Annotated in this window: 19 protein-coding genes and 1 other RNA gene; 4 read left to right on the forward strand and 16 right to left on the reverse strand. The window is 63.5% G+C overall.

Going from position 1 to position 20,028, the window contains the following annotated elements; genetic code table 11:
• Positions 1 to 5: 5 nt before the first annotated feature.
• The 14 genes from FPB55_RS21035 to rsmI all read right to left on the reverse strand — a co-directional run bounded on the left by FPB55_RS21035 (position 6) and on the right by rsmI (position 15,011).
• Positions 6 to 962: a D-alanine--D-alanine ligase gene (locus FPB55_RS21035; protein ID WP_144189210.1), complete on the reverse strand. Its 957-nt coding sequence runs from the start codon at positions 960 to 962 to the stop codon at positions 6 to 8.
• Positions 959 to 2,407, reverse strand: coding sequence for a UDP-N-acetylmuramate--L-alanine ligase (gene murC, locus FPB55_RS21040; RefSeq protein ID WP_029886559.1), 1,449 nt, complete (start codon positions 2,405 to 2,407; stop codon positions 959 to 961). The genes FPB55_RS21035 and murC overlap by 4 nt, the downstream gene beginning before the upstream one ends.
• Positions 2,400 to 3,479: an undecaprenyldiphospho-muramoylpentapeptide beta-N-acetylglucosaminyltransferase gene (gene murG / locus FPB55_RS21045; RefSeq protein WP_029886558.1), complete on the reverse strand. Its 1,080-nt coding sequence runs from the start codon at positions 3,477 to 3,479 to the stop codon at positions 2,400 to 2,402. Before murG ends, murC begins: the two co-directional genes overlap by 8 nt.
• Positions 3,469 to 4,680 carry a putative lipid II flippase FtsW gene (gene ftsW / locus FPB55_RS21050; RefSeq protein ID WP_177331337.1) on the reverse strand — a complete coding sequence of 404 codons (1,212 nt, stop codon included), beginning with the start codon at positions 4,678 to 4,680 and terminating at the stop codon, positions 3,469 to 3,471. Before ftsW ends, murG begins: the two co-directional genes overlap by 11 nt.
• The gene (murD, locus tag FPB55_RS21055) at positions 4,680 to 6,026 is read right to left on the reverse strand and encodes a UDP-N-acetylmuramoyl-L-alanine--D-glutamate ligase (RefSeq protein ID WP_110675753.1); all 1,347 of its coding nucleotides are present in this window, start codon (positions 6,024 to 6,026) and stop codon (positions 4,680 to 4,682) included. Before murD ends, ftsW begins: the two co-directional genes overlap by 1 nt.
• A gap of 6 nt (positions 6,027 to 6,032) precedes the next feature.
• On the reverse strand, positions 6,033 to 7,115 hold the full coding sequence (gene mraY, locus FPB55_RS21060; protein ID WP_003251852.1) for a phospho-N-acetylmuramoyl-pentapeptide-transferase: 1,083 nt from the start codon (positions 7,113 to 7,115) through the stop codon (positions 6,033 to 6,035).
• Positions 7,115 to 8,482, reverse strand: a complete 1,368-nt coding sequence (gene murF / locus FPB55_RS21065; RefSeq protein WP_029886555.1) for a UDP-N-acetylmuramoyl-tripeptide--D-alanyl-D-alanine ligase — start codon at positions 8,480 to 8,482, stop codon at positions 7,115 to 7,117. Before murF ends, mraY begins: the two co-directional genes overlap by 1 nt.
• Positions 8,475 to 9,962: a UDP-N-acetylmuramoyl-L-alanyl-D-glutamate--2,6-diaminopimelate ligase gene (locus FPB55_RS21070; protein WP_115294693.1), complete on the reverse strand. Its 1,488-nt coding sequence runs from the start codon at positions 9,960 to 9,962 to the stop codon at positions 8,475 to 8,477. The genes murF and FPB55_RS21070 overlap by 8 nt, the downstream gene beginning before the upstream one ends.
• Positions 9,962 to 11,710, reverse strand: coding sequence for a penicillin-binding protein 2 (locus FPB55_RS21075; protein WP_009684420.1), 1,749 nt, complete (start codon positions 11,708 to 11,710; stop codon positions 9,962 to 9,964). Before FPB55_RS21075 ends, FPB55_RS21070 begins: the two co-directional genes overlap by 1 nt.
• Positions 11,710 to 12,003, reverse strand: coding sequence for a cell division protein FtsL (gene ftsL / locus FPB55_RS21080; protein WP_009684421.1), 294 nt, complete (start codon positions 12,001 to 12,003; stop codon positions 11,710 to 11,712). The genes FPB55_RS21075 and ftsL overlap by 1 nt, the downstream gene beginning before the upstream one ends.
• Positions 12,000 to 12,941 carry a 16S rRNA (cytosine(1402)-N(4))-methyltransferase RsmH gene (gene rsmH / locus FPB55_RS21085; RefSeq protein ID WP_178097543.1) on the reverse strand — a complete coding sequence of 314 codons (942 nt, stop codon included), beginning with the start codon at positions 12,939 to 12,941 and terminating at the stop codon, positions 12,000 to 12,002. The genes ftsL and rsmH overlap by 4 nt, the downstream gene beginning before the upstream one ends.
• A gap of 2 nt (positions 12,942 to 12,943) precedes the next feature.
• Positions 12,944 to 13,399 carry a division/cell wall cluster transcriptional repressor MraZ gene (mraZ, locus tag FPB55_RS21090; protein WP_004575120.1) on the reverse strand — a complete coding sequence of 152 codons (456 nt, stop codon included), beginning with the start codon at positions 13,397 to 13,399 and terminating at the stop codon, positions 12,944 to 12,946.
• A 308-nt stretch (positions 13,400 to 13,707) separates the two neighbouring features.
• Positions 13,708 to 14,068, reverse strand: an RNA gene (rnpB, locus tag FPB55_RS21095) — RNase P RNA component class A.
• Positions 14,069 to 14,135: 67 nt separating this feature from the next.
• Complete coding sequence (gene rsmI / locus FPB55_RS21100) at positions 14,136 to 15,011, reverse strand: 16S rRNA (cytidine(1402)-2'-O)-methyltransferase (RefSeq protein ID WP_033690725.1); 876 nt, start codon at positions 15,009 to 15,011, stop codon at positions 14,136 to 14,138.
• Between the two features lie 186 nt (positions 15,012 to 15,197).
• On the opposite strand from rsmI, the gene FPB55_RS21105 reads away from it, so the two are divergent.
• The 4 genes from FPB55_RS21105 to FPB55_RS21120 all read left to right on the forward strand — a co-directional run bounded on the left by FPB55_RS21105 (position 15,198) and on the right by FPB55_RS21120 (position 18,641).
• Positions 15,198 to 17,015: a penicillin-binding protein activator gene (locus FPB55_RS21105; protein ID WP_144189214.1), complete on the forward strand. Its 1,818-nt coding sequence runs from the start codon at positions 15,198 to 15,200 to the stop codon at positions 17,013 to 17,015.
• Complete coding sequence (locus tag FPB55_RS21110; RefSeq protein WP_115294695.1) at positions 17,015 to 17,386, forward strand: YraN family protein; 372 nt, start codon at positions 17,015 to 17,017, stop codon at positions 17,384 to 17,386. Before FPB55_RS21105 ends, FPB55_RS21110 begins: the two co-directional genes overlap by 1 nt.
• Positions 17,387 to 17,472: 86 nt before the next feature.
• Positions 17,473 to 18,066, forward strand: a complete 594-nt coding sequence (locus tag FPB55_RS21115; protein WP_029887793.1) for a phosphoheptose isomerase — start codon at positions 17,473 to 17,475, stop codon at positions 18,064 to 18,066.
• Positions 18,063 to 18,641, forward strand: coding sequence for a BON domain-containing protein (locus FPB55_RS21120; protein WP_009684429.1), 579 nt, complete (start codon positions 18,063 to 18,065; stop codon positions 18,639 to 18,641). Before FPB55_RS21115 ends, FPB55_RS21120 begins: the two co-directional genes overlap by 4 nt.
• A 222-nt stretch (positions 18,642 to 18,863) precedes the next feature.
• Here FPB55_RS21120 and FPB55_RS21130 read toward each other — a convergent pair whose 3' ends face one another.
• Both FPB55_RS21130 and FPB55_RS21135 read right to left on the reverse strand, forming a co-directional pair.
• On the reverse strand, positions 18,864 to 19,295 hold the full coding sequence (locus FPB55_RS21130) for a ClpXP protease specificity-enhancing factor (protein WP_054913250.1): 432 nt from the start codon (positions 19,293 to 19,295) through the stop codon (positions 18,864 to 18,866).
• A gap of 10 nt (positions 19,296 to 19,305) precedes the next feature.
• Positions 19,306 to 19,929, reverse strand: a complete 624-nt coding sequence (locus FPB55_RS21135) for a glutathione S-transferase N-terminal domain-containing protein (protein ID WP_009684431.1) — start codon at positions 19,927 to 19,929, stop codon at positions 19,306 to 19,308.
• Positions 19,930 to 20,028: the final 99 nt, after the last annotated feature.

Here is a 20,028-nt window from a genome sequence, read left to right on the forward strand (position 1 = left end):
GATGATTAACCTCGCGTCGCCACGCTTTCGGCCAGGATTGCCAGCACCAGTTGCTGGAAGTCCAGGCCAGCCGCGCGGGCCGCCATGGGCACCAGGCTATGATCGGTCATGCCGGGTGCGGTGTTTACTTCGAGCAGCCAGAACCGGCCTTGCTCGTCCTGCATCACGTCCAGCCGCCCCCAGCCCTCGATGCCAACGGCATCACAGGCACGGGCGGTCAGGTCGATCAGTTCCTGTTCCTTGGCGCTATCCAGGCCGCACGGAATGCGGTACTGGGTATCGTTGGCGATGTACTTGGCGTCGTAGTCGTAGAACACGTGCGGTGTACCCAGGGCGATCGGCGGCAGCACCTGGCCGCGCAGCACCGCAATGGTGAACTCCGGGCCGTGGATCCACTGCTCTACCAGTACCTGGGAATCGTACTGGGCAGCGTCTTGCCAGGCGGCGATCAGTTCCTCGGCGCTGTTCACCTTGGCCATGCCGATGCTAGAGCCTTCATGGGCGGGTTTGACGATCAGCGGGAAGCCCAGTTCCGTACTGGCCTGCAAACAATCGCTTTCACTCGCCAGCACCGCGTGGCGCGGGGTAGGAATGCCCAGGCTCTGCCACACCTGCTTGGTACGCAGCTTGTCCATGGCCAGGGCCGAAGCGAGGATGCCGCTACCGGTATAAGGGATGCCCAGGCACTCCAGCAGCCCCTGCATGCTGCCATCCTCACCGCCACGGCCGTGGAGGATGATGAAGGCGCGGTCGATCTTCTCGTTCTGCAGGCGGTCGAGCAGGTCGTCACCGACGTCGATGGCAACGACGTCCACACCGGCGGAGGTCAGCGCATCGATCACGGCGGTGCCGGACTTGAGCGACACTTCGCGCTCGGCACTCTTGCCGCCGTACAGCACGGCAACGCGGCCAAACGCTTTCACGTCGAGGGTAGAGTGCAGCTTGTCGTAGGCGCTGGTCATTTCGACTTCTCCTGCTTGGCGCCAGCGAACAGCGGGCTTTTCATCAGTTGCGGGGCCAGGCCGCCAACGTCACCGGCACCCTGACAGAGCAGGATGTCGCCAGCGCGCAGCAACGGCTTGACCAGTGGCGCCAGCTCGGCGCCACGTTCGATGTAGATCGGGTCGAGCTTGCCGCGCTGGCGAATGCTGTGGCACAGCTGCCGGCTGTCGGCACCGGGGATGGGCTCTTCGCCAGCCGGGTACACCTCCATCAGCAGCAGCACGTTGGCATCGCCCAGCACCTGAACGAAATCGTCGTACAGGTCGCGGGTGCGGCTATAGCGGTGCGGCTGGTAGACGATCACCAGGCGGCGGCTTGGCCAGCCACCACGCACAGCCTTGATCACGGCGGCCACTTCGGTCGGGTGGTGGCCGTAGTCATCGACCAGCATCACGCTGCCGTCTTCGACCGGCAGCTCGCCGTAGACCTGGAAGCGACGCCCAACGCCCTGGAAGCCGGAAAGGCCCTGCACGATGGCTTCGTCGGTGATGCCTTCGTCAGTGGCAATGGCGATGGTGGCCAGGGCATTGAGCACGTTGTGGTTGCCCGGCATGTTCACCGACACGTCCAGCGGCTCGCAGTCGCGGCGCAGCACGGTGAAATGGGTCTGCATACCCTGCTGGCGCACATTGATGGCGCGGATGTCGGCCTCTTCGCTGAAACCGTAGGTCACGGTCGGGCGCTTCACCTGCGGCAGAATCTCGCGCACCACCGGGTCGTCCAGGCACATCACCGCCAGGCCATAGAACGGCAGGTTGTGCAGGAACTCGACGAAGGTTTTCTTCAGTTTGTTGAAGTCGCCTTCATAGGTCGCCATGTGGTCGGCGTCGATGTTGGTGACCACAGCCACCATCGGTTGCAGGTGCAGGAAGCTGGCATCGCTTTCATCGGCTTCGGCGATCAGGTAGCGGCTGGTGCCCAACTGGGCATTGGTGCCGGCCGCAGTCAGGCGACCACCGATGACGAAGGTCGGATCCAGACCGCCTGCGGCGAATACCGAGGCCAGCAGGCTGGTGGTGGTGGTCTTGCCGTGTGTACCGGCGACTGCCACACCGTGGCGGTAGCGCATCAGTTCGGCGAGCATCTCGGCACGCGGTACCACCGGAATGCGCCGCTCGAGGGCGGTGGCCACTTCCGGGTTGGCCGGGTTGATGGCGCTGGAAACCACCAGCACATCGGCAGTGGCAGCGTTCTCGGCACGATGGCCGACGAAGATCTCGGCACCGAATGACTCCAGGCGCTCGGTGACCGGGGAGGCTTTCAGGTCGGAACCGGACACTTCATAGCCCAGGTTCAGCAACACTTCGGCAATGCCGCACATGCCCACGCCGCCGATACCGACGAAGTGAATGCGGCGGATACGACCCATTTTCGGCTGGGGCATGGCTTTCTGGCTTTCAACCATGGGCCACCTCCAGGCAGATATCGACCACGGTGCTGGTTGCTGCAGGTTTGGCCAGGCGCCGTGCGGTACCTGCCATGACATTGAGTTTCTCGGGTTGCATCAGCACCTCGTTCAGGCGTTCAGCGAGCTGCGCTGCGCCAGTTGTCGCTTGTGGCATCAGGAAGGCAGCACCTTCGCGAGCCAGATATTGGGCGTTGTGGGTCTGGTGATCGTCGATTGCGTGAGGCAACGGCACCAGCACCGAAGGCAGGCCTGCCGCCGCCAACTCGCTGACGGTCAGCGCACCCGCCCGACACACCACCATGTCGGCCCAGCCATAGGCTTGGGCCATGTCCTTGATGAAAGGCTCGACCTGAGCCTCGACGCCGGCCTCGTGATAACGCTCGGCGGTGATCTGCGCGTGCTGCTTGCCGGCCTGATGAAACACCTCGGGCCGCACGGCAGCAGGCACTTCGGACAGGGCCTTAGGCAACAATTTGTTCAATGGTTCCGCCCCCAGGCTGCCGCCCAGCACCAACAGCCGTGCCCGGCGTTCGGCCAGGGGCGCGCGCGGCGCATCCAGGAACAGCTCGGGGCGCACCGGGTTGCCGGTGGTGCGGCGCTTGTCGCTGGCCTCGAAGGTGTTCGGGAACGCCTCGCAAACCCGCGCAGACAGCGGCACCAGCAAGCGGTTGGCGGTACCGGCGCGGGCGTTCTGCTCATGGATCACCAGCGGCACGCCACACAGCCGCGCGGCCACGCCGCCGGGGCCGGTCACATAACCACCAAAGCCCAGCACGCACACCGGCTTGAGCTGGCGAATGATCCGCCTTGCCTGGAGAACGGCCTTGACCAGGGTCAAGGGTGCCTTGAGCAACGACAGCTTGCCTTTGCCGCGCAGGCCGCTGACCTGGATCAGGTGCAGCGGCAGGCCGGCCTGGGGCACCAGTTCATTCTCGATGCCGCGCGGGGTGCCCAGCCAGTGCACGCTGTACCCGCGCGCCTGGAACTCACGGGCGCAGGCCAGGGCCGGGAACACGTGCCCGCCGGTACCGCCGGCCATGATCAGTACGTTCTTGCCGTCAGCGGCCATGACTGGTCTCCTCGGCAAAATCGCTTTCGCTGAATTCGTGCTCCTCGCTGCCCAGGTGCGTACGGCTTTCCCACTCGATACGCAACAACAAGCCCACGCAAGCACAACAGATGACCAGCGAGCTGCCCCCGTAGCTGAGGAACGGCAGGGTCAGGCCTTTGGTCGGCAGCAAGCCGACATTCACCCCGATGTTGATCAGGAACTGGCCGATCCACAGGAAGGCCAGGCCGAACGCCATGTACGCGGCGAAGAACTGCTTGGCCTTCTCCGCCCACAGGCCGATGTACAGGGCGCGGACGGTCACGAACACGAACAGGGCGATGGTCACCAGCGAGCCGACCACGCCCAGCTCTTCGGCCAGTACCGAGAACACGAAGTCGGTGTGCGCTTCAGGCAGGTAGAACTGCTTCTGCACGCTGTTGCCCAGGCCAACGCCCAGCCACTCGCCACGGCCGAACGCGATCAACGCCTGGGTCAACTGGTAACCGGAGCCGAACTGGTCGGACCATGGGTCGGTAAAGGTGATCAGGCGCGCCATGCGGTAAGGCTGCGCCTGCACCAGAACGAACACCGCCAACACTGCCAGCAGCACCATGAGGCTGAAGCGGAACAGCCCGACACCGCCAAGGAACAACATGGCCGCGGCCGCGCCCATCATCACCACGGTGGCGCCGAAGTCCGGTTCCATCAGCAGCAGCGCAGCCATTGGCAGCAACACGATGAAGGGTTTGAAGAAGCCCATCCAGGTCTCGCGGACTTCGGTCTGGCGGCGCACCAGGTACCCGGCAAGGTAGACCACCACGAACACCTTGGCGATTTCCGAAGGCTGCACGTTGAAGAAGCTGAAGCCGATCCAGCGCATGGAGCCGTTCACTTCGCGGCCGATCCCCGGCACCAGCACCAGCACCAGCAAGCCGAAGGCGCCCAGCAGCATGAGGAAGCCCATGCGCTGCCAGGTGGCGATCGGGATCATCAGGGTCGCACCACAAGCCACCAGGCCCAGGAACACGTACACCAGGTGGCGGAACATGTGGTACAGCGGGTTGCCCGACTGCGCTGCAGCCACTTCCGAGGAGGCCGAGGTGATCATCACCAGGCCCAGACCGAGCAAGGCCAGGCAGCCGGCCAGCATCGCGAAGTCGAGGTCGATGCCACGGCCGCTGATCAGCGGCGACGGATAGGGCTTGAGCACACCGAAGATCATGCCAGGGCCCCCGCTGCCTGGGCGAACAGCCGCCCGCGTTCTTCGAAGTTCCGGAACATGTCGAGGCTGGCGCAGGCTGGCGACAACAGCACGGCATCCCCGGCCCGGGCCAGGTCGGCGCACTGTTGCACGGCGTCGTCGAGGGTTTTTACCCGCACCAGCGGCACGTCATCACCCAAGGCTTGGGCAAGGCGCTCGGCATCACGGCCCAGCAACACCACGGCGCGGCAAAACCGCTTGACCGGTTCACGCAGGGCGCCGAACTCGGCGCCTTTGCCGTCGCCACCTGCGATCAACACCAGCTTGCCCTCGATATCGGCCCCCAGGCCTTCGATGGCGGCCAATGCAGCACCGACATTGGTGGCCTTGGAATCGTCGTACCAGTTCACGCCGTCACGCTCGCGCACCCACTGGCAACGGTGGGCCAGGCCCGCGAATTCGCGCAGCGCTTCGAGCATCGGCTCGAACGGCAACCCGGCAGCATGGCCCAAGGCCAGCGCCGCCAGTGCATTGCTCTGGTTATGGGCACCGCGAATCTTCAGCTCGCGCACCGGCAGCAATGCCTGGAATTCGAACGCCAGGTATTTCTCGCCATCCACTTCGCGCAGGCCGAATGCCTTGAAGTCTGGTTGGTTGAGGCCGAAGGACCAGCAAGGTCGGCCTTCTACCGGCAGTGGCCGGCTCAGGGCGTCCTGGCGGTTCACGACCACCTGCCTGGCACCGCGGAAGATGCGGTGCTTGGCCAGGTGATAGGCCGGCAGGCCGCTGTAGCGGTCCATGTGGTCTTCGCTGATGTTCAGCACGGTGGCCACTTCGGCATTGAGCTGGTCGGTGGTTTCCAGCTGGAAGCTCGACAGCTCCAGCACGTACAGCTCGACGTCATCGGCCAGCAGGTCCAGTGCCGGGGTCCCCAGGTTACCGCCCACGGCCACGCGCTTGCCGGCCTTGGCTGCCATTTCACCCACCAGCGTGGTCACGGTGCTCTTGGCGTTGGAACCGCTGATGGCGATGATCGGCGCCTTGGCATGGCGGGCGAACAGCTCGATGTCCCCCGACAGCTGCACGCCCCGCGCAGCGGCCTGCTGCAGGGCCGGGGTAGCCAGGGCCAGGCCAGGGCTCACGTACAGTTCGTTGGCGCGGCACAGGAAGTCAACGTCCAGTTCACCACAGCGCACTTCCACCTGCGGGTACTCACGGCGCAGGGTGTCCAGTTCCGGCGGTTGCTCGCGGGTGTCGGCGACTGCAAAGGCAATGCCCCGGCTCGCCAGGAAGCGAACCAGGGACATGCCGCTCTTGCCGAGGCCGACAACGATGCGGAATTGGTCGGAAGCGATCAAAGACACGCTCATCTACCTCAGTTTCAGGGTGGCAAGGCCGATCAGCACCAGGATCACGGTGATGATCCAGAAGCGGACGATCACGCGTGGCTCTGGCCAGCCCTTGAGTTCAAAGTGGTGGTGGATCGGTGCCATGCGGAACACCCGTTTGCCGGTCAGCTTGAACGAGGCGACTTGAATCACCACCGACAGGGTTTCCACGACAAAGATGCCGCCCATGATGAACAGCACGATTTCCTGGCGCACGATCACCGCGATGGTGCCCAGGGCAGCGCCCAGCGCCAGCGCGCCGACGTCACCCATGAAGACTTGTGCCGGGTAGGTGTTGAACCACAAAAAGCCCAGGCCGGCACCGATCAAGGCGCCACAGAACACGATCAGTTCGCCCGAGCCAGGCACGTAAGGAATCAGCAGGTACTCGGCGAATTTCACGTTACCCGACAGGTAGCAGAAGATGCCCAAGGCGCCGCCGACCATCACCGTGGGCATGATCGCCAGGCCGTCGAGGCCGTCGGTGAGGTTGACCGCGTTGCTGGAGCCGACGATGACGAAGTAGGTCAGCACCACGAAGCCGACGCCCAGCGGAATGGTGACGTCCTTGATGAAGGGCAGGATCAGCGTGGTTTCGACGCTGGTCGGTGCGGTCTTGTACAGGAACACCGCCGCCGCCAGGCCGAACACCGACTGCCAGAAGTACTTCCAGCGGCTTGGCAGGCCCCGCGAATTCTTTTCGATCACCTTGCGGTAGTCGTCGACCCAGCCGATGGCACCGAAGGCCAGGGTGACGATCAGCACCACCCAGACGTAGCGGTTGCTCAGGTCGGCCCACAGCAGGGTGCTGACAGCGATGGCCGACAGGATCAGTGCGCCGCCCATGGTCGGGGTGCCGGACTTGGACAGGTGCGATTGCGGGCCGTCATTACGTACGGCCTGGCCGATCTGGCGAATTTGCAGCGTACGGATCATCCACGGCCCCAGCCACAGCGCCAGGGACAACGCGGTCAGTACACCCAGAATCCCGCGCAGGGACAGGTACTGAAAGACCGCGAAGCCTTTGTGGAACTGTTGCAGATACTCGGCCAACAGCAGCAGCATTAATGTTTCTCCCCGCTGGCACCGCACAAAGCCGCCACGACGTTTTCCATCGCAGCGCTGCGCGAGCCCTTGATCAAAATAGTGGTGTCGCTGGCGTTTTCGGCACTAACCGCGTCGATCAGCTCAGCTTGAGTAGCGAAATGACGGCCATTGGCGCCGAACGCCTCGACCGCATGTTTCATGTTGGAACCCACTGCGTACAGGGCGTCGACCTTGCCGCGCGCGTAGTCACCCACCTGCCGGTGGCCTTCTTCCGCCCACTGCCCCAGTTCGCCGATATCCCCAAGCACCAGGACGGTGCGGCCGGAGAAGCCGGCGAGTATATCAATGGCCGCGCACATCGAGGTGGGATTTGCGTTGTAACTGTCGTCGATCACACGCACGCCACTGGGCGCGATCTGCGCCACGGTGCGGCCCTTGACCGGCTGCACCGCCGCAAGGCCAGCTGCAATGCCAGCCAGGCTCAGACCAACGGCATGGGCAGCGGCGGCAGCGGCCAGGGCGTTGCTGACATTGTGCTCACCGAGCACATTGAGCTGCACCTGGGCCACCTCGCCGGCGCCATGCAGCTGGAATGACGGGCAACCACGGGCGTCGCGCCCAATGGCGCTGGCATGGAAATCGGCACGGGCGTCGCTGCGGGCGAAGCTGATGACCTTGTGCGCCCCGGCACGGGCCTTCCAGGTCGCGAAGGCCTTGTCGTCCAGGTTGAGAATGGCGATACCGCCCTCGCCCAGGCCTTCAAGAATCTCGCCTTTGGCTTCGACGATTTTCTCCGGGCCGCCGAACTCGCCAACGTGGGCGGTACCGGCGTTGTTGATGACGACCACCTGCGGCCGGGTCAGGCCGACGGTGTAGCGAATTTCACCGATGCGCGAAGCGCCCAGCTCGATCACCGCAGCACTGTGCTGCGCAGCGATTTCCAGCAGGGTCAGCGGCGCACCGAGGTCGTTGTTGAGGTTGCCACGGGTGGCGTGCACAAGACCACGGGTGCGCAGGATGCTGGCAAGCATTTCCTTGACTGTGGTCTTGCCGCTGGAACCGGTAATGGCCACCACTGGCTTGTCGTAGGCGGCACGGTTCAGTGCCCCGAGCTGGCCCAGGGCCAGGCGGCAGTCAGCCACGCGCAATTGCGGCAGGTCGACATCGGCCACCTCGCGCTCGACCAGCGCCGCGACGGCACCCTTGGCTTTGACATCGGCCAGGTAGTCGTGGCCGTCGAAACGCGGGCCGGTCAGGGCGACGAACAGTTGCCCGGCACTGACACTGCGGCTGTCGATGCTGACGCCGGTGAACGCCGCATCGGCGCCGATCTGCTGACCGTTCAGCAGCGGGGCCAGCTGGCTGAGTGACATGGGCTTAAGCATGCGGAGCCTCCCAGGCTGCAAGTGCCTTTTCGGCTTCGATCAAGTCGGAGAAACCATGGCGCTCGCCGTTGATCTCCTGGTAATCCTCGTGCCCCTTGCCGGCCAGCACGATCACGTCGTCGGCAGCAGCGGTGGCAATCAGGTGCGCAATGGCCGCGCCGCGGCCAGCGATGAACTCCACCCCGTCAGGCTTGGCAAAACCGGGGCGAATGTCGTCGAAGATACGCAGCGGGTCTTCGCTACGCGGGTTGTCGTCGGTGACCAGTACGCGGTCCGCCAGGCGCTCGGCCACTTCGGCCATCAGTGGGCGCTTGCCGCGATCACGGTCGCCACCGCAGCCGAACAGGCACAGCAGCTGGCCGTGAGCATGCGGGCGCAGGGCTTCCAGAACCTTCTCCAGCGCATCTGGCGTATGTGCGTAGTCGACCACCACCAGTGGCTTGGCGCCGCCACCCAGGCGCTGCATGCGGCCTACCGGCCCTTGCAGTTTGGGGATGACGCCGAGGATCTCGTCAAGGGCAAAGTCCATTGCCAGCAGGGTTGCCACCGCCGCCAGCATGTTGCTCAGGTTGAAACGGCCGAGCAACTGGCTGCGCAGAATGCGCTCACCCTGGGCAGTGACCAATGTGGCGCGCACGCCATCGTCATCGAACTCGGCCTTGGTGCAGAACAGATCCGCGTCCCGGTTTTCCAGGCTATAGCTGAGCAGCCGTGACTCGATAGGATCTGCCGGCGCCCTATCGTCGAAAGCTTGAGCCAGGCGCCGACCGAACTCGTCGTCCAGGTTCACCACCTGGCAGCGCAGGCTCGGCCAGGCGAACAGCTTGGCCTTGGCCGCTTCGTACGCCTGCATGCTGCCGTGATAGTCGAGGTGATCGCGGGACAGGTTGGTCATCACCGCAATGTCGAAAGCCAGTGCAGCCACGCGGCCTTGTTCCAGGGCATGGGAGGACACCTCCATGGCCACGGCTTTGGCGCCAGCCTTTTTCAGGCCATACAGCGTCGACTGCACGGCAATCGGGTCAGGGGTGGTCAGGCGGCCACTTTGCAGTTCACCGTAGAACCCGGTACCGAGGGTGCCGATCAGGCCGCAGCGCTTGCCGAGCAGCTCCAACGCCTGCGCCAGCAACTGGGTGACACTGGTCTTGCCGTTGGTACCGGTCACGCCGACCAGGTCCAGCTGCCGGCTGGGCTCGCCATAGAAGCGGCCGGCAATATCCGACAGCTGAGCGATCAGGCCTTTGACCGGGATCAGCGGCACATCGGTCAACGGCAGCACGTTGGCGCCCTGCTCTTCATAAGCCACGGCGGCAGCACCACGGGCCAAGGCATCGGCAATGTGCCCACGGCCATCGACCTTGGCCCCCGGCACTGCCAGGAACAAGTCACCCGGGCGCACGTTGCGGCTGTCCAGGGTCAGTTCGCGGATCATCGGATCGCGGCTGGCGTGTGCGAACAGTTTGCTCAATGGCATTGTCATCACCCACGCCCTCCCTTGGCAGCGGCAGCATTGACTTGGGGTTGCCCGGCAGGTGCAACAGCAGCTGGCGGCGGCAGGTTGTCTGGCGGCACGTTCATCAGGCGCAGGGTGCCGGACATGACCTTGCTGAACACCGGTGCCGAAACCAGGCCACCGAAGTAGCCACCCTTGCCCGGTTCGTCGATCACCACGACGATGGCGTAACGCGGATCGCTCATCGGGCCGAAGCCTGCGAACAGCGAGCGGTAGGCATTTTCGGTGTACCCCTTGGAACCCACCGTGGCTTTACGTGCAGTACCGGACTTGCCGGCCACGTGGTAGAACGGCACCTGGGCGCGGAACACCCCACGCGGCGCCTCGATCACCTGCTGCAACATGCCCTGGATGGTTTCCGCGGTTTCTTTCGGAATGGCCTGCACGGCCTCGGGCGCCTTGTCCACCTTGAGGATCGACAGCGGGACCATCTTGCCGTCGTTGGCCAATGCCGCGTAGGCATGCACCAACTGCAGGGCGGTCACCGACACGCCGTAGCCGTAAGACAGGGTGGCCGTCTCGGCCTTGCGCCACTCGCGGTGGTTCGGCAGGTTGCCGACACGCTCACCCGGGAAGCCAAGGCCGGTGTACTGGCCCAGGCCGACCTGGGACATCACGCGGTAGATGGCCTCGCCACCGATGTCGAAGGCGATCTTGCTCATGCCCACGTTACTGGAGTTGATCAGGATGCCGGTCAGGTCGAGGATCGGACCCTCGCTGCGCGACACGTCCTTGATGGTGTAGCGGCCGATCTGCAGGCTGCCGGGGTATACCTCCACCTTGTCGGTAGGTTTCCAGCGGCCGCTTTCCAGCGCTGCGCTCATGGAGATCGGTTTCACCGTCGAACCTGGCTCGAACACGTCGATGATCGCCCGGTTACGCATGGCCGCCGGGAACATGCTGCGGCGGTTGTTGGGGTTGTAGGTCGGCTGGTTGACCATGGCCAGGACCTCACCGGTCTTGACGTCCATGATCACCAGACTGCCGGCCTTGGCGTTCTGTTCGGCAATGGCGTTGCGCAGCTCGCGTGTAGCCAGGTACTGCAGACGCAGGTCAATCGACAACGCCAAGGTCTTCCCGGCCTTGGCGTTCTTGGTGACCTGAATATCCTTGATCAGCCGGCCGCGCCGGTCCTTGATGACCTGGCGCTTGCCAGGCACGCCGGCCAGCCACTCGTCATAGGCCAGCTCGACCCCTTCGCGCCCGTGGTCGTCCAGGTCGGTGAAGCCGACCATATGCGCAGTGACATCACCGGCCGGGTAGAACCGGCGGAATTCTTCCAGCCCGTACACGCCGGGCACTTTCAGGTCGAGCACATGCTGGCCCTGCTCCGGGGTCAGGCCGCGGACCAGGTAGATGAACTCTTTGTTGGCCTGCTGGGTCAGGCGCTCGCTCAGCTGCTGCGGGTTTTGCCCCAACGCTGCTGCCAATTGCGGCCAGCGCTCTTTGGAGGCCTGCATTTCCTTGGGGTTGGCCCACAGGGTCGTGACCGGCGTACTGACCGCCAATGGCTCACCGTTGCGGTCGGTAATCAGCCCACGGTGGGCCGGGATCGAGATATGGCGCAGGCTGCGCGCGTCGCCCTGGCCCTTGAGGAAGTCACGGTCGACCACCTGCAGGTCGATGATGCGCCAGCAGATGGCGCCGACCATGAGTGCCAGCAGGCCGATGACCACGCGGAAACGCCATGGGTACAGTGCGCCTTCGAGTTTCATCATGGCGCCACCATCCGCACTTCGTCAGCCGCGGGCACGCGCATCTTCAATTGCTCGGACGCAAGGTTTTCGATACGGCTGGCCGCGGTCCAGGTGCTCTGCTCGAGGATCAACCGGCCCCACTCGGCCTGGGCCTTGTCACGCTCGTTCAGCTCACCGTACAGGGTATTGAGCAACTGGCGGTTCCAGTGCGCGCTGTAGGACACCGCAATGGCCGAAACCAGCACGGCAACGAACAGCAGGAGCATCAGGAAGCTCCCGCCTGGCAAGGGCTTGGCGAACAGCCTGCTCACCGCAACTTCTCCGCCACACGCATCACGGCGCTGCGCGACCGCGGGTTGGCCTTGAGCTCGGCTTCGGAGGCGAACTGGGCCTTGCCGATGAGCTTGACCTTGGGCTCGAAGACCTTGTGCTGCACCGGCAGGTTGCGTGGCAGGTTGTCGGCCTCGCCCTTGACCAGCTTGCGCATGAACAGTTTGACGATGCGGTCTTCCAGCGAGTGGAAGCTGATGACCGCCAGCCGACCGCCAACTTCAAGTGCGTCGAGCGCGGCCTCGAGCCCCGCCTCCAGGTCACCCAGTTCATTGTTGACGTGAATGCGCAAGCCCTGGAAGGCGCGGGTAGCCGGGTTCTTGCCCTTTTCCCAGGCCGGGTTGGCCACCTTGAGCACCTCTGCCAGGTCGGCAGTGCGGGTGAACGGCTGCTTTTCGCGGCGCTCGACCACGGCACGCGCCATGCGCCCGGCAAAGCGCTCTTCGCCGTATTCCTTGAACACGCGGGCAATTTCTTCCACCGGTGCGGTGGCAATGAATTCGGCAGCGCTGACGCCCTGATCGGGGTTCATGCGCATGTCCAGCGGGCCATCATTGAGAAAGCTGAAGCCCCGCTCGGGGTCGTCCAGTTGCGGCGAGGACACGCCAAGGTCCAGCAACACGCCGCTGACCTTGCCATGCAGGCCGCGCTCGGACACTTCTGCGCCCAGCTCGGCAAAGCTGCGCTGCACAATGACAAAGCGGCCGTCTTCGGCCGCCAGCGCTTGCCCTGTGGCAATCGCTTGTGGGTCTTTGTCGAAGCCCAGCAGCCGCCCTTGCGGCCCGAGCTTGCTGAGGATCAGGCGGCTGTGTCCGCCACGGCCAAACGTGCCGTCCAGATAGCAACCGTCGGCGCGCAAGGCCAATGCCTCGACAGCTTCGTCGAGCAGGACGGTAATGTGGTTGAAGCCGCTATCTATGGTCACAGGATCAGGTCACGCAATTCGTCGGGCATGGCGCCCGGTTGTTGAATAGCTGCAAGGTCGGCTGCCGAAACCGCGTTCCAGGCATCTTCATCCCACAGCTGGAATTTGTTCAGTTGCCCCACCAGCATCGCCTTCTTGTCGAGCTTGGCGTACTCACGCAAACGGGGCGGCACCAGGAAACGCCCACTGCCGTCGAGTTCCAGGTCTACCGCATTGCCAATCAGCAATCGCTGCAGGCGGCGGTTTTCCTCACGCAACGATGGCAAGGCACGCAACTTGGCTTCTATCTGTTCCCACTCATCGAGGGGATAAACACACAAACACGGGTCCACGGCGTCGATGGTCACGATCAGCTGACCGTTGCAACGCGAATCGAGCTCGTCACGGTACCGGCTCGGCATGGCGAGACGGCCCTTGGCATCGAGACTGACGGCGTTGGCTCCGCGGAACACGGCTGCGATTCCCCACAATGTTATCTTTTTTGTGCCAGAAAACCCACTTCATCCCACTTTCTGCCACTTGCGCACACTATAGGAATCCGCCGGAGGCACCGTCAAGGCACGTTCGGAAGGAAAAGCCTTACAGGACCGAGATTTAGCGCGTTAAAGGATTGTGAAAGGTATTTCACAATGAAAAAAACACGAGAAAAATCAAACCCGCACAAGCCACTGGGGCTTGAACTTAAAGTGATTTATTAAGAGTAAGATTTTTTCGGTATTACCAAAGGGGGGTCTGCTATCGAAAGATGCAGAAAAGAAAGGTGGAGAGTCGATCTGTAAGCCGGGTTTTGTCGAGGACAGTCATTCCTCTACGACGGCCATCACTGGACGCCTCTAGCAACCTACCCGGTTCCGACGCGGGCCACGCCTGATGGAACCCTATTTGGTCTTGCTCCGAGTGGGGTTTACCTAGCCACGAACTGTTGCCAGCCGTGCGGTGCGCTCTTACCGCACCTTTTCACCCTTACCGGCACCGAAGTGCTTAGGCGGTTATTTTCTGTGGCACTTTCCGTAGGCTCACGCCTCCCAGGCGTTACCTGGCACTCTGCCCTATGGAGCCCGGACTTTCCTCCCCCGAACTTTTGCGGAACAAAAGACGGCAGCGACTGTCCGATCGACTCTCCGCCGACAAGGTTAACGGCACACGCGCTCAAGAACAAGCGCCAGCAGCATTTATATCAATTTGCCACTACTGGGCCTTCTGTTTATCCAGGGCACGTTGATACAACAGGTTCTTGCGCACGCCGGTAATTTCCGAGGCAAGCGCCGCCGCCCGCTTCAGCGGCAACTCGGCCAGCAACAGGTCGAGCACACGCTGGGCCTCGCTACTGATCGCCTGCTCGCCCTCCGGTGCACTCCAGCCACCGACCAGTACCACGCACTCACCGCGCTGCTGATTGCTATCACCAGCGACGAACGCCCGCAACTCGGCCAGTGGCAAGCCCTTGAGCGTCTCGAAGGTTTTCGTCAGTTCGCGCGCCAGCAACGCCGGGCGCTCCCCGCCAAACACCGTTTCCATGTCCTCGAGGCACTCGAGGATACGGTGCGGCGCTTCATAGAAAATCAGCGTGCGCGGCTCTTCGCGCACTTGCTCCAGGCGTGCCAGGCGCCCCGCCTGCCTGGCCGGCAGGAAACCTTCGAAAATGAAACGGTCCGAGGGCAGGCCTGCCGCCGACAATGCCGCGATCAAGGCGCAGGCGCCCGGCACAGGCACCACGCTGACCCCGGCAGCCCGCGCCTGGCGCACCAGGTGGTAGCCAGGGTCGGAAATCAACGGGGTACCGGCATCGGAAACCAGCGCCACATCTTCGCCGGCCAACAGCTTGCCGAGAAAGCGCCCGCCTTCGTCCCGCTCGTTATGCTCGTGGCAGGCCGCCAGTGGTGTATCGATGCCAAAATGTTGCAGCAGGCGGATTGAATGGCGGGTGTCTTCGGCTGCGATCAGCGCCACGTCTGCCAGCACCTTGAGCGCCCGGGCGCTCATGTCATCGAGGTTGCCGATGGGAGTTGCCACCACATACAGCGTTCCCACGGTGGGTTTAGAAGCCCCTGCCACATCAGTCACTGCGCACACCTGTCATTCGGATCAAAGGCGCCATTGTAGCCCGAGCGCCCGCAACAGGGCGCAAAGAACTACATACGCGACCGGCGGCAAGCCACCTATAGTGAAGGATCGACACGGCAACATCGCGCCCCGGCCAGTGCTTGGGTACAATTGCCGGCCAACTTGATCGAGTAACAGGACCTTTACATGATCGCTTGCCTGCGGCTGCTCACAGCCCTCTGCCTCGCTGCCCTGCTGGCAGCCTGCGCCAGCTCGCCCTCATCCAGCCTGGGCGAACTGCCACGCACCCCGGATGCCAGCATCGAGCAACTGCTCGAGCAGGCTGCTTCCAGCAAGTCTGCGCAAGACGCCGCCCTGCTGCGCCTGAGCGCAGCCGACCTGGCCTACAAGCAGAAGGACTTCCCCCGCGCCGCACGCATTCTCGAGCAGGTCCCGCTGGACACGCTCAAGCCGGCCCAGCAAGTGTTCGCCAGCACCCTGGCGGCCGAACTGGCCATGAGCCGCAACCAACCCAAGGCTGCCCTGGCCGCCCTGGCCCACCCAAGCCTGCAGCACGTTCCCGAGCTGCCGAAGGAACAGCAGGCGCGCACCTACTACGTGCACGCCGCCGCGCTGGAGGCCGATGGCCAGGCCCTGGCCGCCGCGCAACAGCGCGTACTGCTGGCCCCATTGCTCAGCGACCAGGCCGCCAGCGCAAACAACGACGCCATCTGGGCCTTGGTCGCCTCGCTGCCGGCAGAGCAGTTGCAGCAGCCGGCCACTGACCAGACCCTGGCCGGCTGGACCAGCCTGGCCCTGGCGGTGAAAAGTGCCGGCACCCTTGAGCAGCAACAGAGCGCCATCGAGAGCTGGGTCAAACAGCACCCGGACCACCCGGCTGCCAAACAGTTGCCAGCGCCACTGGTCAAGCTCAAGGAACTGGCCAGCCAACCGCTGACCAAAATCGCCCTGCTGCTGCCCCAGGAAGGGCCACTGGCCGGGGTTGCCCGGGCCCTGCGTGACGGCTTCATGGCCGCCCACTTCCAGGCCCAGCAGGCTGGCCAAGCCGCCCCTGCGGTGCAGGTGTTCGACAGCTCGCGCATCGGCTCGCTCGACGACTTCTACCGCCAGGCCCAGGCCGCAGGCGTGCAGCTGGTCATCGGCCCGCTGGAAAAACCGCTGGTCAAGCAATTGGCCAGCAAACCGCAACTGCCGATCACCACCCTGGCGCTCAACTACGCCGATGCTGGCCAGGTGGCCCCGCCGCAATTGTTCCAGTTCGGCCTGGCGGCCGAGGACGAAGCACGCGAAGTATCCCGTCGCGCCCGTGCCGATGGCATGGTCCGCGCGGTAGCCCTGGTGCCGAGCGGCGAATGGGGTGATCGCGTGCTGGCCGCCTTCCGCCAGGACTGGGAAGGCAATGGCGGCACCGTGCTCGCAGCCCAACGCATCGCGCAACCGGTTGCGCTGGCCCAGCAGATTGCCGACCTGTTCCAGCTGCGCCAGAGCGAAAGCCGCGCCAAGAGCCTGCAGAGCACGGTTGGCGGCAACATCGCCGCACAACCGTCGCGCCGCCAGGACATCGACTTCCTCTTCCTTGCCTCTACCCCTCAGCAAGCGCAGCAGATCAAGCCGACCCTGAATTTCCAGTACGCCGGTGACGTACCGGTATACGCCACTTCCAACCTGTACAGCGCCAGCGGTGACGTCAACCAGTACAACGACATGAACGGCATCCGCTTCTGCGAAACCCCGTGGCTGCTCGATACCAGCAATAGCCTGCGCCAACAGGTGGTTCAGCAGTGGCCGCAAGCCGCCGGAAGCCTGGGCCGCCTGTACGCCATGGGCGTCGATGCCTACAGCCTGGCACCACGCCTGGGCCAACTGAAGGCGCTGCCGGATAACCGCGTCCAGGGCCTTTCCGGCAGCTTGAGCATCAACGCCAACCAGCGTGTGGAGCGCCAACTGCCATGGGCTGAATTCGCTGGCGGCCAAGTCAAGCGCCTGCCTGATACCCCGCGCTGATGGCTGCAGCATCACCGACCGGCGCCGGCCACGCTGCAGAAACCCAAGCCCTTGAGTACCTTCAGGGGCGAGGCCTGCGGCTACTGGCGCGCAACTGGCGATGCAAAGGCGGCGAGCTTGATCTGGTCATGCTCGACGCCGATACAGTAGTATTCGTCGAAGTCCGCTACCGGTTGCACGCGGCCTTCGGAGGCGCCCTCGCCAGTATCGATGGGCGCAAGCAGAAACGGCTGGTGCATGCGGCCAGCCTGTTCCTGCTCAAGGAGCCCCAATGGGGCAACCACCCCTGCCGCTTCGACGTTGTCGCCCTGCAGGGTAGCCACCATGCAGGCAAACCGCTTCAGTGGCTGAAAAACGCCTTCGAGTGCTGAACCCTCTACGTTTTTTTTGCTCTATGTATCGCGGGCTGGTCGTTGTTGCGCGTAACAAAGGCCACCGCCCCATTTAAGGTCACCAGATGGACATGCAATCCCGAATTCGCCGGCTGTTCCAGGCCAGCATCGAAACCAAGCAACAGGCGATGGACATCCTGGCACCGCACATCGAGCAGGCCAGCCTGGTCATGGTCAATGCGCTGCTCAATGAGGGCAAGATGCTCGCCTGTGGCAACGGCGGCTCGGCCGGCGACGCCCAGCACTTTTCCTCGGAACTGCTCAACCGCTTCGAGCGCGAACGCCCGAGTTTGCCGGCCATCGCCTTGACCACCGACAGTTCGACCCTGACGTCGATCGCCAATGACTATAGCTATAACGAAGTCTTTTCCAAGCAGATCCGCGCACTGGGCCAACCGGGCGATGTTCTGCTGGCGATCTCCACCAGCGGTAACTCGGCCAACGTGATCCAGGCGATCCAGGCCGCGCATGACCGCGAAATGATTGTCGTAGCAATGACGGGGCGCGACGGCGGCGGCATGGCCTCGCTGCTGCTGCCAGAGGACGTGGAAATCCGCGTACCTTCGACAGTGACGGCGCGCATCCAGGAAGTCCACCTGCTGGCGATCCACTGCCTGTGCGACCTGATCGACAGCCAACTGTTCGGGAGTGAAGAATGACCCCTATGCGCCTTGGCCTGCTGGCCCTGACTCTGTGCCTGAGCGTTACCGGCTGCAGCTCGGTACTTACCTCTGCCCGCAATTCGCCCATTGAAGACGACCGCGGCACGCGCACCATCGGCAGCAAGATCGACGACTCGCTGATCGAAACCAAAGCCGCGGTCAACATCTCCAAGGCCAACCCGGACCTGGACAAGGGCTCGCACATCGTCGTCAGCAGCTACAACGGTATCGTCCTGCTCGCTGGCCAAACCCCACGCGCCGACCTCAAGAGCCTTGCCGAGCAAACCGCCAGCCAGGTTCAACGGGTGAAAAAGGTGCACAACGAGCTGCAGGTCATGCAGCCGTCTTCGATTCTGGCGCGCAACAACGATGCCTGGCTGACCACCAAGATCAAGACCCAGATGCTGACCGACAGCGCCGTGCCCAGTTCGCGAATCAAGGTCATTACCGAGAACGGCATCGTCTACCTGCTCGGCCTGGTGACCCAGCAGGAGGCCAATTCCGCCACTGCCGTAGTGCAGGGCGTATCGGGTGTGCAAAAAATCGTCAAACTCTTCGAGTACATCGACTGAAGAACCCTGGGCCGGAAAGGCAACAATCCCGGCCTAAAAAAGGCGACCCTTCAAGGTTGATGCCTGTCAGTTAAGCGTTAATGGGGCTGCTTTGCAGCCCTTCGCGGGCACGCCCGCTCCTACACGCGATCCCCTGTGGGAGCGGGCGTGCCCGCGAAGGGTCGCAAAGCGGCCCCAAATTACTTAACTGCTGGCATTAACCCTACAAGGTCGCCTTTTTTATTACTTGACCACTTTCAGGCTTGGTCGACCAGTCGGGCGCGGCGGCTGGCCACCACCTTCTGGCGGGCCATCGTCATCCGGCTGCACATCATCGTCTTCCAGGTCATCGCCATCCGTCAGCGGCTGCTCCAGCTCGAAGACCATGCCTTGGCCATTTTCGCGGGCGTAGATGCCCAGGATGGCGCCAACCGGCACGAACAGCGAATGGGTCACGCCACTGAAACGGCCCTCGAAACTGACCGCGTCGTTATCCATGTGCAGGTTGCGCACAGCACTTGGCGAAATATTCAGGACAATCTGGCCATCATTGGCGAAACCATCCGGTACCTGCACCTTTGCGTATTCGGCATTGACCAGCATATGGGGCGTGCAATCGTTGTCGACGATCCACTCGTACAGTGCTCGAACCAGATAGGGGCGACTGGAGTTCATCAACGGCTCCTTAAAGCTTACGCATTTCACGTTCTACAGAGGACAGGCTCGCCTGGAATGGCTCGCGGGCGAACTGGCGCTCCATGTAATCCAGCAGCGGTTTCGCTTGCCGGGGCAACTCGATGCCCAACACTGGCAGGCGCCAGAGTATGGGCAGTAGACAACAATCGACCAGGCTTTGCTCATCGCTCATGAAACAGGCGAACTCATTGAACAATGGCGAAACACCGGTCAGGCTTTCGCGCAGGGCCTTGCGCGCTTCACTTCGGGCAGCCTCGCTGCTGCGCGAATCGAGCACGCTATCGGCAAGAGCACACCAGTCGCGCTGAATGCGGTGTATCAGCAAACGGCTGTTGCCGCGCGCAACCGGGTATACGGGCATCAGCGGCGGGTGCGGGTAACGCTCCTCGAGGTATTCCATCACCACGGTCGATTCATACAACGCCAGGTCACGGTCGACCAGGGTCGGCACACTGCCATACGGGTTGACCTCGGCCAGCCTGGGCGGCAGGCGCGCCGGATCGACATCGATGACCTGCACGCTGACACCCTTCTCGGCCAGCACCAGGCGTACCCGATGAGAATAATGGTCAGCGGGGTCGGAATAGCAGGCTAACCTGTTGGTTGCGCCCATGTAGCGGCTCCTCGCACGAGATGCTGTGCAACTTTAAATGAAAACGCGCCCGGGGCATCCTGGCATTTCTGCCAGGCGCCCCGGGCGCGTTCAACAACC

Origin of the sequence: Pseudomonas sp. BJP69 (assembly GCF_007633355.1) — a bacterium.
GTDB lineage: Bacteria > Pseudomonadota > Gammaproteobacteria > Pseudomonadales > Pseudomonadaceae > Aquipseudomonas > Aquipseudomonas juntendi.

Coding starts and splice junctions, on each gene's coding strand:
- murF (WP_029886555.1), bottom strand. CDS start 8,482: ATGCTTAAGCCCATGTCACTCAGCCAGCTGGCCCCGCTGCTGAACGGT.
- FPB55_RS21075 (WP_009684420.1), bottom strand. CDS start 11,710: ATGAAACTCGAAGGCGCACTGTACCCATGGCGTTTCCGCGTGGTCATC.
- FPB55_RS21120 (WP_009684429.1), top strand. CDS start 18,063: ATGACCCCTATGCGCCTTGGCCTGCTGGCCCTGACTCTGTGCCTGAGC.
- FPB55_RS21110 (WP_115294695.1), top strand. CDS start 17,015: ATGGCTGCAGCATCACCGACCGGCGCCGGCCACGCTGCAGAAACCCAA.
- FPB55_RS21115 (WP_029887793.1), top strand. CDS start 17,473: ATGGACATGCAATCCCGAATTCGCCGGCTGTTCCAGGCCAGCATCGAA.
- mraY (WP_003251852.1), bottom strand. CDS start 7,115: ATGCTGCTGCTGTTGGCCGAGTATCTGCAACAGTTCCACAAAGGCTTC.
- FPB55_RS21130 (WP_054913250.1), bottom strand. CDS start 19,295: ATGAACTCCAGTCGCCCCTATCTGGTTCGAGCACTGTACGAGTGGATC.
- FPB55_RS21105 (WP_144189214.1), top strand. CDS start 15,198: ATGATCGCTTGCCTGCGGCTGCTCACAGCCCTCTGCCTCGCTGCCCTG.
- murC (WP_029886559.1), bottom strand. CDS start 2,407: ATGGTTGAAAGCCAGAAAGCCATGCCCCAGCCGAAAATGGGTCGTATC.
- FPB55_RS21070 (WP_115294693.1), bottom strand. CDS start 9,962: ATGACAATGCCATTGAGCAAACTGTTCGCACACGCCAGCCGCGATCCG.
- murG (WP_029886558.1), bottom strand. CDS start 3,479: ATGGCCGCTGACGGCAAGAACGTACTGATCATGGCCGGCGGTACCGGC.
- FPB55_RS21135 (WP_009684431.1), bottom strand. CDS start 19,929: ATGGGCGCAACCAACAGGTTAGCCTGCTATTCCGACCCCGCTGACCAT.
- FPB55_RS21035 (WP_144189210.1), bottom strand. CDS start 962: ATGACCAGCGCCTACGACAAGCTGCACTCTACCCTCGACGTGAAAGCG.